This is a genomic window from Sphingomonas spermidinifaciens, from assembly GCF_002351485.1.
GTDB lineage: Bacteria > Pseudomonadota > Alphaproteobacteria > Sphingomonadales > Sphingomonadaceae > Sphingomonas > Sphingomonas spermidinifaciens.
Map to the genome: position 1 here is coordinate 714135 of NZ_NWMW01000002.1, position 14704 is coordinate 728838.

The following is a 14704-nucleotide window of genomic DNA, read 5'->3' on the forward strand; positions in this document are numbered from 1 at the left end:
CCAAGTTTATTAAATCAATTTTCTTTTATGGCTTGTCGCGTTTCGTCGCGATGATATGACGATACGGCACGGTGCAGCCGCGCGACCGGGATCGGCGATCAACGCCGGCCGGCGATGACAAAGGGGATGGACATGAAGGGGATGACGATTCGACAGGCTGGGCTCCGCCTGGCAGCGGGCGTGTCGGTGGTGGCGATGATCGGGCACGGGGCCGCCTCCGCACAGACCGCGCCGCAGACTGAACCCGCGCCGCCGCCGGCGAGCACCGACCTTTCTTCCGAGGACCAGGCGGTAGGCGACATCGTCGTCACCGGCATCCGCGCCAGCTTGGCCAACGCGCAGGAGATCAAGCGCCGGTCCGATACCATTGTCGATGCGATCACCGCCGAGGATATCGGCGCGCTGCCCGACCGCTCGATCAACGAGGCGTTGCAGCGCGTGCCCGGCGTCTCGATCGACCGGTTCGCCGCACCCAACGATTCGCAGCATTTCTCGGTCGAGGGCTCGGGCGTCCAGATCCGCGGCCTCACCTACACCCGTGGCGAGTTCAACGGCCGGGACACCTTCGCGGTCAGCGCCGGCCGTGACATCGGCTATAATGACATTCCCGCCGAGCTGGCGGGGTCGGTCGAGGTGTTCAAGAACGCGACCGCCGACCTGATCGAGGGCGGGATCGCCGGCACCGTCAGCATCAACACGCGCAAGCCCTTCGACAGCAACGACCGCATCCTGTACCTGTCGGGAGCGATGAGCTGGGGCGACTTGGAGCAGCGCGGCGAGGGGTCGTTCGCGGGGCTGTTCAGCAACCAGTGGACGGTCGGTGACGGGCACCGTTTGGGCCTGCTCGTCGGCGGCAGCTTCTTCCAGCAGCGCAGCCGCGCCGATTCGGTGTTCGTCTCGTCGTTCCTGCCGCGCTTCAACGCACCCGACGACGGCGTCGATGGCTATGCGCCCGACGGGGTCGATTTCCAGGGATCGCAGTTCGACGGCGTGACCTGCGACGGGAACAACCCGAATGAAGGGCGGCTCATCAATGCGGGCACGCCGTACCAGCTGCGCGTCTGCGACAATTTTCCGACGCCCGCGGGCTTCGACACCGTCTATACGCCGAGCGGCGCGGGCTTCCGCCAGCAAAGCTTCAACACCAAGCGCAACAGCATCACCGCGTCGGCGCAGTTCGAGACCGCCGACAAGCGCCTGTTGCTGACGGCGCAGTATCTGCGCGCGCAGTCGATCGAGAGCTGGGTCGATCGCACGGTCGAGCCGAACATCTATTACAACGATATCGGCAACACCTATCCCGCCGGGTACATCAACCAGGACGGGTTTCCGTTCAATCCGAACGCCAACTACACGTTCAACGACGACGGCGTGTTCACCTCGGGCACGATCGTCCGCCGCGGCAATCTTCAGGCGCGCAACACGCCGAACAACCCGTGCATCATCCCGAACAACGGCTTCCCCTATACCTCGACCTATTGCCCCTATGAGCAGTTCGTGAATCCGGGCGGCATCAACACGGCGTCGACCAACCGCTATTTCTACTCCAAGTCGACCAACCAGGATGCCGCGTTCAACGTCAAGTTCGCCGCGACCGATCGGCTGCGCTTCAACTTCGACGCGCAATACGCCAAGTCAGAGGCCGAGGGCACCGACGACATCGTCGACATCTACACCTTCTCGAACGTGTCGATCGACCTGACCGGCGGGCTGCCCAATGTCAGCTTCGTCACCCCGGGCTTCGACACCGCCAGCTATTTCGGGAGCCCGAACAGCTGGTTCTACAACAACGCCTTCAACAACCGATCGATCAACGACGGCGACGAGTACGCCTTCCGCGGCGACCTGGAATACGACGTCTCGGACGACAGCTTCCTGCGCAAGGTGCGCGTCGGCGGCCGCTATTCGAAGCGGCAGCAGACGGTGCGGACCAACGACTACAACAACTGGGGGTCGCTGTCGGCGACCTGGGTCGATCAGGGGCCGCGCTTCGTGTCGGTCACGCCGGACGCGATCAGCACGAACAATTTCGAGGGCTTCTTCCGCGGCGATGCCAGCGTGCCGAGCGTGCCGGCGATCAACGAGGCGACGTTGCGCGATCATGACGCGCTGATGGACCTGCTGCGCCGGGCCAAGGACCCGTCGGGCCAGTTCTCCTACACTCCGCTCGAGGATCGCACGCCCGCCAGCGGGCTCAATGCGCTGATCGAGGGCTATTTCCAGCCCAACGAAGTCTATGTGAACAGCGAGGAGACGATCGCCGCCTATGCCCGCGCCGATTTCGGCGCCGACTTCGACGGTGGCTCGCGCTTCTCGGGCAATGTCGGCGTGCGGTGGGTGCGGACCACCGACGAGGCGGCGGGCGCGATCAACTATCCGCAGCGCAACCAGGTGCTGCCGAACGGCTTCGCTGATTTCGCCAGCTTCTGCGCCGAGCAGACCGAGGTCGATCCCAATACCGGCCAGGCACCGCCCACGTCGCAGATCCCCGCGCTCTGCCGTCCGGGCGTGACCGCCGCCCAGCAGGCGGCGGCACTTGCCTTCGCCAACGGTGCTTCGGTGCCGCAGGTGGCGACGCAGACCTTCGACAACTGGCTCCCCAGCCTCAATCTGCGGTTCGATGTCAACGACAAGCTGACGTTCCGCTTCGCCGCGTCGAAGGCGATCAATCGCCCCAATTTCGGCGACCTCAGAAACTTTGTCTCGCTGGGCTTCAACGGCAATACCGGCGTGTTCGAAGCGCGGGCGAGCAACCCGTTCCTGCAGCCGATCAAGTCCGACCAGTTCGACCTGTCGGCCGAATGGTATTTCGCGCGCGTGGGCTCGCTAACCGCGACCTTGTTCTACAAGAACCTGACCGACGTTATCGTCCAGAACAGCGGCTTTACCCGCGACTTCGAAAATGGCGGCTCGACCTACGCGCTGCAGCTGACAGGTCCGGCCAATGCCGAGGGGTCGAGCAAGATCAAGGGGATCGAGGTCGCCTATCAGCAGACCTACGACTTCCTGCCCGGTGCGCTCGGGGGTCTCGGCATCCAGGCGGCGTACACCTATATCGATGCCGGTAACGTCATCCTGTCGCCGCCCGATTTCCGCCCCTCCACCGACCCGACCCCGAACGAGGGCGACGGCAACCAGCCGCCGCAGGACATTACTGGCCTGTACGACAACCTGCCGCTTCCGCAGCTGTCGAAGCACAATGTCAACACGTCGATCTTCTTCGACAAATACGGCATCTATGCGCGGCTGGCCTATAACTGGCGGTCGAAGTTCCTGCTGAGCAACCGCGACTGCTGTTTCCCGTTCCTGCCGGTGTACAGCCTGCCAACGGACTCGGCGGATGCCGCGTTCTTCTATACGGTCAATCAGAACTTCAAGATCGGCCTGACCGTCAACAATCTGTTCGATTACAAGATCAGGACGAGCTTCGTCCTGAACGGTGACGGGCTAGAGGCGCCGCGCTCGTTCTTCAAGAGCGATCGCCAATTCCAGCTCAGCGTCCGCCTGACGCTGTGACGATGCGCGAGCGGGGATGGATGCGCGCGGCGCTGGCCGCGGGACTGATGCTGGCGGGGTGTGCGACCACCCCGCCGGCGGCGCCCCGTGCCGCCGGGGATGCGCCGGCCGGCACCGCCGATCGTGCGGCGACGCGCGAGACGCAGGCGCTGTTCGCCTCGCTGCGTAGCATCGCGCCTCGGGCGACGCTGTTCGGCCACCAGGACACGCTCGCTTACGGCTATCGCTGGCGCGGCGAGGCCGATCGGTCGGACGTCAAGGACGTCGCCGGCTGTTTCCCCGCGGTCTATGGCTGGGACTTGAACGGCGCGCTCACGAAGGGCGGCGATGCGATCGACCCGGCGGGCGCGGCACGGCTGCGCGGCTTCATCGAGCAGGGGTACGCACGCGGCGGAGTCGTCACCCTGTCCTGGCATCAGGGCAATCCCGCCAATGGCGGCGACGCCTGGAACGTCGCCGCGCCGGCGGTGTCGCGCATCCTGCCCGGCGGCGACCTGCACGATCGCTACATGGCTCGGCTGGATGCCGCGGCCGAGTTCCTCGCCAGCCTGAAGGCGGCCGACGGCACGCCGATCCCGGTGATCTTCCGCCCCTGGCACGAGCATAGCGGCAGCTGGTTCTGGTGGGGCCGCGACCATGCCACGGCGGCCGAGTTCAAGGCGCTGTGGCGGATGACGGTGACGCACCTGCGCGACCGGCGGGGTCTGCGCAACCTGCTCTACGCCTATTCGACCGACGTGTTCGACAGCGCTATCGACTATCTGGAGCGCTATCCCGGCGACGACGTGATCGACGTGCTCGGCTATGACGACTATCACTCGATCAAGTCGGCGGCGACGCGGGACGTGTTCGCCAACCGCCTGCGCACGCTCGTCCGGCTGGCGCGCGAGCGCGGCAAGGTTGCCGCGCTCACCGAAACCGGGCTGGAGGCGATCCCCGATCCCCAATGGTGGACCGGCGTGCTCGGCCGCGGGATCGACACCGATGCCGACACGCGCGGCATCGCCTGGGTGCTGGTCTGGCGCAACGCCAATCCATCCTTCGACCGCAAGGAGCATTTCTACGCCCCCTATCCGGGCCAGGCGAGTGCTGCCGATTTCAAGGCGTTCACCGACCGCCCCGACATCCTGCTCGAGTGCGAGCTCCCCGATCTTTACGCCCGCGCCGCGGCGCAATGACATCCGCCGCGCCGGAATCGCCGGCCCATCAGACTGGTGACGACGACATGACCGTGCTGCCCTCCCGAACGCTTATCATTCCGCCAGAGGGGGTGTCGCTGCTGGCGGGGGTCGAGCTGGGCGGGACCAAGTGCATCTGCGTGCTGGCGACCCCCGACGGGCTGATCGTCGATCAGGCGACGGTGCCGACGACCCGCCCCGACGCGACGCTGGGTGCGATCGAGCGCGTCCTCGACGGCTGGCGATCGGCCGGCGGGTTCGCGGCGCTGGGCGTCGCGTCGTTCGGCCCGGTGCGGCTTGCGGCCGGCACCGCCGATTGGGGGCACATCACCTCGACCAGCAAGCCCGGCTGGCAGCAGACCGATGTCGCCGCGCGGCTGTCGCGGCGTTACGGCGTGCCCGTCGCCTTCGACACCGACGTCAACGGCGCCGCGCTGGCAGAGGCAAAATGGGGCGCGGCGCTGGGGCTGTCAGACTTCGCCTATGTGACGCTGGGGACCGGGGTGGGCGTGGGCCTGATCGTCCATGGCCGGGCGACGCGCGGGATCGGCCATTGCGAGCTCGGCCATATGCGCGTGCCGCGCCTGCCCGGCGACGACTGGCCGGGAAGCTGTCCCTTCCACGGCGATTGTGTCGAGGGGCTGGCGTCAGGCACCGCGATTCATGCGCGGCTGGGTTCGACGCCGCTGAGCGACATCGGCGACGATCACCCGGTCTGGGACGGGGTGGTGGAGGCCGCCGCGCAGCTTTGCCAGGCGATCGTGCTGGCGACGGGGGTCGCGCGCATCCTGATCGGCGGCGGCGTCGCCAACGGGCGGCCGTTCCTGTTGCCGCGGATCGATGCGCGGCTGCGCGCGATCGTCGCGGGCTATGTCGAGCTGCCGCCGGCACCGTTCGTGACCGCGCCGGCGCTGGGCGATGCGGCGGGGCCGCTGGGCCCGATCGCGATGGCGGCGGCGCTCGCGACGATAGCGGCCAAAACCGCTTGATCGCGCCCCTGCCATTTCGCACAACCCCATCAATCATAAAAACGATCGCTTAAAGAGAGGTTGCTGGCCGATGGGCATGTTCTCGAAGCTTCTGCTTGCCGGTGCCGCGCTGCTGCCGCTGGCCGCTGCGGCGCAGCAGATCGCGGGGCCGACCAATGTCGGGCCGTACAACGCGGCCTTCCTCGAGGGCGGGGTCGGAATCGACCGGCCGCTGGAGCGGGCCGAGACGCTGGTGGCGGCGGGCGCGCCCTATACCATTTCTGCCTGGGTCCGGCCCGACGCGCGCCAGCCGGGCGAGGTAGTGCTCGTCGCGCTCGGCGATCCGGCAGCGGCGTGCCGCTGCCTCTCGCTGGACGAGGGGCGGCTGACGCTGCGTGACGGCGATGCGCGGGTGACGGCGCGTGCGCCGATCGCGGCGGGGCGCTGGACGCATGTCGCGGCGGTGTCCGACGGATCGAGCGTCACCCTCTATATCGACGGCAGGCGCGCCGGCATCGGCGCGGCGCGGGCGTCGGCCGTCGCGCCGCGGATCGCGATCGCCCCGCCGGGCACGCGCCACTTCAGCGGCACGCTGATCGAGGCGAAGGTGACGCCCGGCGCGGCGGGCGGGCGCGAAGTGGCGGCGATGGTCGCCGCGCGGCCGCAATTCGACCTCGTTCAGATCTGGCGCGTCGGCGTCGGCTGGGAGTGGCAGAACAAGGCCAATACCGGGCTCTGGCGTCAGCAGGACCCGTGGACGCTGCCGCAGTCGGAGGTCGCCTACAACCCGCCGGTCGCCAAGCCTGCGCCCGCGGCGCCCCAACTCCAGCCGACGGGCACGGGCCGCTGGCAGATCAACGGCTGGCAACTCGCCGCCGCGCCCGAGGTTAAGGCCGGCGGCGCGGCGCTGTCGCGGCCGGGGGCGACGACACGCGGCTGGCATACGGCGACGGTGCCGGGCACCGTCCTTCAGACGCTGGTCGATCGCGGCGTCTATCCCGATCCTTATTACGGGCTCAACAACCTCAAGATCCCCGAGAGCCTGTCGCGGCAGGATTACTGGTATCGCACCGCGTTCACTGTGCCGGCCGAGGCGGCGGGCAAGCGGACGACCCTTGTCTTCGGCGGCGTCAACTATGCCGCCGAGATGTGGGTCAACGGTAGGCGGCTGGGCGACACGATTGGCGCCTTCATCCGCGGGCAATTCGATTTCGAGCCGGTGGCGGGCGAGAATGTCATCGCGGTCCGCGTCTCGCCGCCGCCGCATCCGGGCATCCCGCACGAACAGTCGATCGCCGGCGGGGTGGGCGAGAATGGCGGCCAGCTGGCGATCGACGGCCCGACCTTCGTCGCGACCGAGGGCTGGGACTGGATCCCCGGGATCCGCGACCGCAACACCGGGCTGTGGCGGCCAGTCGAGCTGGTCGCGCATGGCGACGTGCGCATCCTCGACCCGCAGATCGTCACCGACCTGCCGCTGCCGCGCACCGACAGCGCCGACGTCTACCTGAACGTCCCCGTCCGCAACGAATCGAACGCCGCCAAAGCCGTGACGGTCCGCGCGCGCTTCGAAGGGGTGTCGGTCGAGAAGAGCGCAACGATCGCCCCCGGCAACGGCGTGGTCCGCTTCACCCCTGCCGAGTTCGCGCAGCTTCGCGTCGCCAATCCGCGGCTGTGGTGGCCCAACGGCTATGGCGACCCCGCGCTCTACGACATCGCGTTCGAGGCGGTGGTGGACGGCGCGGTGTCGGACACCCACGCGGACCGGTTCGGCATCCGCGAGGTGAGCTACGACCTGTCGCTGTTCGACCGGGCGGGCAAGCTGCGCCGGGTCAACGTGCAAACGACCGATGGCGGGCTGAAGCGCGAGAAGCTGATCGACGTCACGCACACCGGCATCAAGCAGAGCCCGACCGGCTGGGCCGAATCGCTGACGGCTGCGGGGGAGACGTCGCGCGCCGTCAAGACGATCGGCGACGACCTGCCCGAGCCGCACCTGACGATCCGCGTCAACGGCGTGCGCATCGCCGCGCGCGGCGGCAACTGGGGCATGGACGACGCGATGAAGCGCGTCAGCTATGACTGGCTCAAGCCCTTCTTCCGCCTCCAGAAGGAGGCGAACATGAACATCATCCGAAACTGGATGGGCAACAACAGCGAGGAGGAGTTCTACGATCTTGCCGACGAGAACGGCATGATGGTGATGAACGATTTCTGGCAGTCGACGCAGAACTTCCAGGTCGAGCCGCAGGACCCGCAGCTCTTCCTGGCGAACGCCCGCGACACCATCGCGCGCTATCGCAACCATCCCTCGATCATCCTGTGGTTCGGCCGGAACGAGGGCGTGCCCTATCCCGCGCTGAACGAGGGGCTGGACGATGCGGTGTTTGACCTCGACGGGACGCGCTGGTTCACCGGCAGCTCGAACGTCGTCAATCTGCAGGGGTCGGGGCCGTACAATTACCGCCCGCCGGCCGGTTACTTCACCGATCTGGCGACGGGCTTTTCGGTCGAGACCGGCACGCCCTCGCTCTCGACGCTCGAATCGGTGCGCAGCTACGTGCCGGAGGCCGATCGCTGGCCACTGTCCGACGTACTCGCCTATCACGACTGGCATTTTGCGGGGAACGGCGACACCAAGACGTTCATGGCGAGCCTCGCCACGATGTTCGGCCCGGCGACCAGCTTCGAGGACTTCGAGCGCAAGGCGCAGATGATGAACCTCGAGACGCACAAGGCGATGTACGAGGGTTTCCTGGGACATCTCTGGACCAAGAACAGCGGGCGGCTGCTCTGGATGACGCATCCTGCCTGGCCGTCGAACGCATGGCAGATCTATTCTTGGGACTATGACACCCACGCGGCTTATTACGGGGCGAAGAAGGCGACGCAGCCGCTCCACGTCCAGCTCAACCTGCCGGGCAACGAGCTGGTCGTGCTCAACACGACGCAGGGCGATGCCAAGGGGCTGACGGTACGGACGCGCGTCGTCGGGCTCGACAATGCCGAGCTGTTCGCGCGGACCGACAGGCTCGATGCGCTCGCCAACCGGGCAACGCCGCTGGCGGCGGTGCCGCTGGGGCAGCTCTATGCGGCCAATCCGGTCGTGCTGGTGAAGCTCGAACTGGTGGATGCGGGCGGGAAGGTCGTCGCCGACAATTTCTATTGGCGCGGCGCTAGCGAGGCTTCGTATCGGGCGCTGAACACGATGGGTGCGGCAAGCGTGGAGGCGTTAGCCGCGGCTCCCGTCACTGAAGGCGAGGATCGCGCGATCGCGGTGACGCTCACCAACCGCGGCCAAGTGCCGGCGCTCAATGCCAAGCTGACGCTGACCGACGAGAAGGGCGCGCGCATCCTGCCGGCTTACTATAGCGACAATTACGTCGCGCTGCTGCCTGGTGAGGCGCGGACGATCACGGTGCGCTATCCGGCGAGTGTGACGGCCAGCCCGCGCCTGTCGCTGCGCGGGTGGAACGTTGCCGAGGCGGGGGTGGCGATCCGGTGAGGCGCTGGCTCGCGCTGCTCCTTGCCCCGGCGACGGTGGCGGCGGCCGAGCCGCCCGTCGTCGCGGTGACGGGCGGGCAGGTGCGGGGCAGCGCCGCGGCCGACCGGCTGATCTTTCGCGGCATCCGCTATGCCGCGCCGCCGCTCGGCGAGCGGCGCTGGCGCGAGCCCGCCGCGGTCGAGCGCTGGCGCGGGGTCGCCGATGCGGCACGGGCCGCGCCCGCCTGCCTCCAGAACGACTATGGCTGGAACCGCGCGAGCCACGTGTTCGCGAGCGAGGATTGCCTAACGATCGACGTCGCGACGCCCGCGCTCACGGGAAAGCGGCCGGTCTTCGTCTGGATCCATGGCGGCAGCAACCGCGCCGGCGCGGGCGGCATGACCGAAACGCCGATGGTGACGAAGGACATCGTCGTCGTCTCGGTGCAGTACCGGCTCGGCATCTTCGGCTTCCTCGCGCATCGCGGCGCGGTCGAGGATGGCCATGCGGGCAATTACGGGCTGATGGACCAGATCGCGGGGCTCCGCTGGGTGCAGGCCAACATTGCGCGCTTCGGCGGCGATCCCGCGCGCGTGACGATCGCGGGCGAGAGCGCGGGCGCGCAGGATGTGGGACTTCTGATCGCCAGCCCCGCCGCGCGCGGGCTGTTTGCGCAAGCGGTGATGCAATCGGGCACACCCAATTTTGGCCTGCCGCCGCGACCACTGGACGAGGCGCTGTGGCTGGGGGATCAGGTCGATGCGGCGCTCGGTACCGACGGTTCGATCGCGGCGCTGCGCCGTGCATCGGCCAACGCGCTGCTGGCCGCCGACCTGAAGCTGCACGACGCCCGGCTGACGGCGGACGATTACCTGTGGCTGCGCACGACGATCGACGGGACGGTGATCCCTTCCGACCCGGCGGCGCTGATGGCGAAGGCACCGCCGCGGCCGGCGATCGTCGGGTCGAACCGCTTCGAGCTCGACCTGCCGGGTGGGCGGGCGGCACGCGATGCGTTCGTCGCCCTGAGCTTCGGCGCGAACGAGGGGGCGGCGCGCCATTTCTACGGTCTGGGCGGGCGCGATCCGGCGGCCGATCCGCGGATGGGCTCGATCGACCAGCAGATCGCGACCGACGCGACCTTTCGCTGCCCGGCGGGGCGGATGGCGATGGCGATCGCCGCAACGGGCGCACCCGTCTGGCGCTACGACTTCGACCTGTCGGGCGATGGCGGGCGGACGGCGCACGCGGTCGATATCGGCTATTTCTGGGGCAGCGCGCGGGCGGCCAAGCTGTCGCTGCTCGACTATTGGGCGAACTTCGCGCGGACCGGCAATCCCAACGGCGCGGGGCTGCCCGGCTGGCCGCGCTTCGATGCTGGAACCCAGCGGCACATCGTGTTCGGCAACGGAGGCGTCGGCACGGGCGCGCGCCTTCGCGAGCCCGTCTGCGCATTGACGGAGGCCCTGTGATGAACCGACGCCAGCTCTTCGCCGCGGGAGCGTCCCTGCCGCTGATCCCCGCCGCCGCGCGGGTTGACGATGCCGCCGATACCGCCTGCGCGAGGACTGGGCCTGGCTCGGCCGCTATGCCGCCAAGAATGCGGCGCTGAAGGCCAGGGGGGCGAAGACCGACATCGTCTTCATGGGCGATTCGATCACGGAGGGGTGGCGCGGCCAGCGGCCCGACTTCTTCCGGCCGGGTCGGGCGCGAAATCGGCGGACAGACGACGCCGCAGATGCTGGTGCGGATGATGGCCGATGTTGTCGCCCTTCGGCCGCGAGCGGTCCATATCATGGCCGGTACCAACGACATTGCGCGCAATACCGGGCCGATGACGCGCCAGCAGACCTGCGACAACCTCGCCGCGATGGCGATGCTGGCCCGCGCCAACGGGATCATTGTGCTGCTGACGAACGTGCCGCCCGCCGCCGCCTTTCCCTGGCGGCCGGGCGTCGAGACGATCGCGCCGATCGCCGAGATCAACCGCTGGATCGCCAACGATGCGCGGCAGACAAAGGCGATCCATGTCGATTACAGCCCGGTGCTCGGCGACGGGCGCGGCGGCATTCTCTCTTCGCTCTCCCATGACGGCGTGCATCCGACCGCGGCGGGCTATGCGGCGATGGAGCTCGTGTTGGCACCGATCCTCGGACGGCTCCGACTCCAAGCTGATAATCCAAACGTGAATAAGCTTATGACCATAAATCGACCGATTTGAAGGCGGATGCGGGTTGACACTCCCTCACATTCCAACGATTAAATAAATCGTTTCTTATTAAAGGCGCGTCAGTCGCCGAATATCGGGAGTGAGGATGATGAAGGGGATGCTGACCGCGCGTCAGACGCTGATGCTCGCAACGTCGAGCCTAGCTATGCTGGCGACGCCCGCCTTCGCGCAGGATCCGCAGGCCTCGGGCGACTCCGCCGCCGCGGCGCAGCCCGCCGATCAGGTCGGAGCCGAGGACGAGATCATCGTCACCGGTATCCGCGCCGCACAGGCCCGCGCGATAGACGTCAAGCGCAACGCCGCAACGGTGGTCGATGCGATCAGCGCGCAGGACATCGGCAAGCTGCCCGATGTCACCATCTCGGACTCGCTTCAGCGCATCCCGGGCGTGCAGATCCGCCGCGAGGCGGGCGAGGGCGCAGGCCTCAACATCCGCGGCCTGCCGCAGGTGACGACGCTGCTCAATGGTGAGCAGTTCCTGGGCGCCAATTCGGTGACGACAGTCCAGCCCAATTTCAACGACGTCCCCTCGCAGCTCTTTTCGGGCGCGACGGTCTACAAGTCCTCGACTGCCTCGCTGCAGCAGGCGGGCCTGTCGGGCACCGTCGACCTGCTCACGCGCCGGCCCTTCGACCTCAAGCAGGGCTTCACGATCGCCGGCGCGGCGGAGGCGCAGTATGGCGACCGGACGAAGAAGTGGAACCCGTCGTTCAACGGCCTGATCGCTTACAATAGCGGCCGTGTCGGGCTGCTCGTGTCGGCGGCGTACAGCGACCTTACGCTCTCCAACAGCTATCGCGGCATCCAGGATTACGGCGTGGCGCTGCGCAACGAGGGCGGCAGCGCGACCAATCCCGGCGACTTCGCGGTCGGGAACTACCAGCGTGATGCCGCGGGCAACATCCTCTACAATATCGGGCCGAACACCGATGCCGATCCGGCGACGTCGTGCATCGTGCCCACCGCGGCGACCAGCGTCGCACCCGCGACCGGCGGCACCCGCTGTGCGCCGCTGACCGCCAGCCGCGGCACGCCGGTGCGCAATGCCGCAGGCGCGATCGTCGGCTTCGACGTCAACGGCGACGGCGATGCCAACGACACCTTCATCACGCCGCAATCGCACACCGCCTGGAACCGCATCACCAGCCGCGAGCGCTTCGGTGCCAATGCCTCGCTTCAGATTGAGCTCAGCGACGCACTCAAGCTGACCGCCGACGGCTTCTACACGCGCCAGACTCAGTATGACCGCACTGCGGGCTTCCAGTTCCAGATGGTCGACTGGCAGTCGGCGCCGTACCTGCCCACCAATTCGCGCGATACCGGCGCGGTCGTCGGCGGCTACAACCTGAACACCGTCCAGACCTATGCCTACGATCTCGCCAATTTCGACAGCTATGCCGAGACGTTCCGCATCAAGTCGGCATCGCAGAACTACAATCTGCAGCTCGACTGGGACAACGACACCGGCTTCAAGGCGACGCTGCGCGGCATTTACGGCAAGGCCAGCCGCAAGAGCGATCAGGGCTATGCCCAGTTCAGCCTGACCGACGGCTATCAATGGGCGTATGAGGGGGTTGGCAATTACCCTGCCTCGGTGGGCGGCGATCGCCGGTTCAATCCCACCGGCTACCGCGTCTACGGCCAGAAGGCGACGGTCGACTATTCGTCGGGCGCCCCGGTGTTCGGCTTCTCCGACGCTTTCCTCGCGCAGACGCAAGACATCAGCCGCTACGGCCTGAAGACGATTTCGTCCGAGAACAACGTCTATCAGGACGGCGATCTCTGGGCGGTCCGCGGCGATGCCGAATGGCAGGCCAACGATGCGGTGACGCTGAAGTTCGGGGCGCGCTACGGCGAACGGTCGGTCGAGCAATTCACCTTCGAGCGCGTCTCGCCCTTCTATGCAGGCAACACCGACAATCCCGCCAATCCGGCGGCGGGGTGCCTGGTCAAGTGGAAGGCGTTCGACGTCAACCTGAACGATCCGAACTGCCAGGTTCGCGATGCGGCCGGCGTTCCCTATACCGCCGGCCTGACGCGCCAGGGCAACGACCCGGCGTTCGCGGGTCTTCTCAGGCAATACGGCCTGCCCGCGGCGGGCACGCCGAACCTCTACGTCCTCGATCCCCGCGCGCTCGACGACAGCGAGGCGTTCCAGAACCGCTTCTATCCGGGCAGCATCAACAACGTGAACCCGGCCGATTCGTTCGGCATCCAGCTCCAGCAGCTGTCGGGCTATCTCGAAGTCGATGGCGAGGGCGAGTTGTTCGGTCTGCCGGTGCGTGCCAATGGCGGCGTGCGGATTGTCAACACCCGCTTCCAGGTGCGCCAGAACGTCGTCGGCGCGCCGCAGCCTTACGGCGTCTCGGGAATCGACGGCGGCGACGTGACGGTCGAGCGCAACTTCACCGACTTCCTGCCCGCGTTCAACGTCGCGCTCGACCTGACCGACAAGCTTAGGCTGCGCGGGGCCTATTCCAAGACGATGACGCTGCTCGACTTCCTCCAGTGGGGCGGCGGGCTCAACATCAACTATGCGATCCAGACGAATCCGGGCGGCGGTGCGCCGATCTTCGCCGCGACGGGAGCCAATTCGCGCGGCAACCCGCAACTCGATCCATGGCGGTCGGACAATGTCGAGGCGAGTCTCGAATACTATACCGGCCGGTCAAGCCTGATCGCAATTGGCGCCTATTACCTGTCGGTCGAAAGCTTCATCGAGAATGCGACGATCAACCGGAGCGACATCCCCGACAATGACGGGGTGATCCGCCGCAGCGTGCCGGTTAACACGATCGTGCAGGGCGCGGGCGGCACGCTGAAGGGCATCGAGGTCTCGGCACGCCAGTCGCTCGCCGACTATGGCGTGGACGGGTTCTTCGGCGGGTTCGGCGTCGATGCCAACTATACGCTGTCGCTGGGCGATACCGGTCGTGTCGACCTGGCGGGCAAGGACCAGCCGTTCCAGGACAATTCGAAGCATCAGGCGAACGTCGCGCTGTGGTTCGAGAAATACGGCCTGTCGGCGCGCGTCGCCTACAATTATCGGTCGGAACGGCTGGTGTCGTCGGACTATGCGGGCATCGCCGGGCTTGCCCAGTATCAAAAGCCGACCAACTATCTTGATGCGTCGATCGCCTATGACATCACGCCGCAGCTGACCGTCTACGGGCAGGCCTCGAACCTGACCGCGGAGACCGAGCGCTATTACCTGACCTTCGAGGATCAGGTTCTTTGGGAAAACATCTACGAAAGGCGTTTCATCGCGGGCGTGCGCGCCCGCTTCTAAAGCCCTCCCCCTCGGTCCGTCGCCGTCTTAGAAGGACGG

Annotated in this window: 7 protein-coding genes; all 7 read left to right on the forward strand. The window is 67.2% G+C overall.

Annotated elements, in window-relative coordinates; all coding sequences use genetic code 11:
• The first annotated feature begins 132 nt into the window (after positions 1-132).
• The 7 genes from COC42_RS13470 (at position 133) to COC42_RS13500 (ending at position 14665) form a co-directional block, all read left to right on the forward strand.
• A complete protein-coding gene (locus COC42_RS13470; RefSeq protein ID WP_176484683.1) occupies positions 133-3516 on the forward strand; it encodes a TonB-dependent receptor in 3384 nt (1127 codons plus the stop codon).
• A 2-nt stretch (positions 3517-3518) separates the two neighbouring features.
• A complete protein-coding gene (locus COC42_RS13475; RefSeq protein ID WP_141395855.1) occupies positions 3519-4694 on the forward strand; it encodes a glycoside hydrolase family 26 protein in 1176 nt (391 codons plus the stop codon).
• Between the two features lie 47 nt (positions 4695-4741).
• A complete protein-coding gene (locus COC42_RS13480; protein WP_096344206.1) occupies positions 4742-5683 on the forward strand; it encodes an ROK family protein in 942 nt (313 codons plus the stop codon).
• A gap of 76 nt (positions 5684-5759) precedes the next feature.
• Entirely contained in the window at positions 5760-9167 is a 3408-nt protein-coding gene (locus tag COC42_RS13485) for a glycosyl hydrolase 2 galactose-binding domain-containing protein (RefSeq protein ID WP_096344207.1), read from the forward strand.
• Positions 9164-10618, forward strand: a complete 1455-nt coding sequence (locus COC42_RS13490) for a carboxylesterase/lipase family protein (RefSeq protein WP_176484684.1) — start codon at positions 9164-9166, stop codon at positions 10616-10618. Before COC42_RS13485 ends, COC42_RS13490 begins: the two co-directional genes overlap by 4 nt.
• A 179-nt stretch (positions 10619-10797) precedes the next feature.
• Entirely contained in the window at positions 10798-11367 is a 570-nt protein-coding gene (locus tag COC42_RS17990) for a GDSL-type esterase/lipase family protein (protein WP_425442861.1), read from the forward strand.
• A 97-nt stretch (positions 11368-11464) separates the two neighbouring features.
• Positions 11465-14665, forward strand: coding sequence for a TonB-dependent receptor (locus tag COC42_RS13500; RefSeq protein WP_176484685.1), 3201 nt, complete (start codon positions 11465-11467; stop codon positions 14663-14665).
• Positions 14666-14704: the final 39 nt, after the last annotated feature.

What these genes read in the sequence shown, in the direction of transcription:
- COC42_RS13470 (WP_176484683.1), top strand. Translation starts at nt 133, where the DNA reads ATGAAGGGGATGACGATTCGACAGGCTGGGCTCCGCCTGGCAGCGGGC.
- COC42_RS13475 (WP_141395855.1), top strand. Translation starts at nt 3,519, where the DNA reads ATGCGCGAGCGGGGATGGATGCGCGCGGCGCTGGCCGCGGGACTGATG.
- COC42_RS13480 (WP_096344206.1), top strand. Translation starts at nt 4,742, where the DNA reads ATGACCGTGCTGCCCTCCCGAACGCTTATCATTCCGCCAGAGGGGGTG.
- COC42_RS13485 (WP_096344207.1), top strand. Translation starts at nt 5,760, where the DNA reads ATGTTCTCGAAGCTTCTGCTTGCCGGTGCCGCGCTGCTGCCGCTGGCC.
- COC42_RS13500 (WP_176484685.1), top strand. Translation starts at nt 11,465, where the DNA reads ATGAAGGGGATGCTGACCGCGCGTCAGACGCTGATGCTCGCAACGTCG.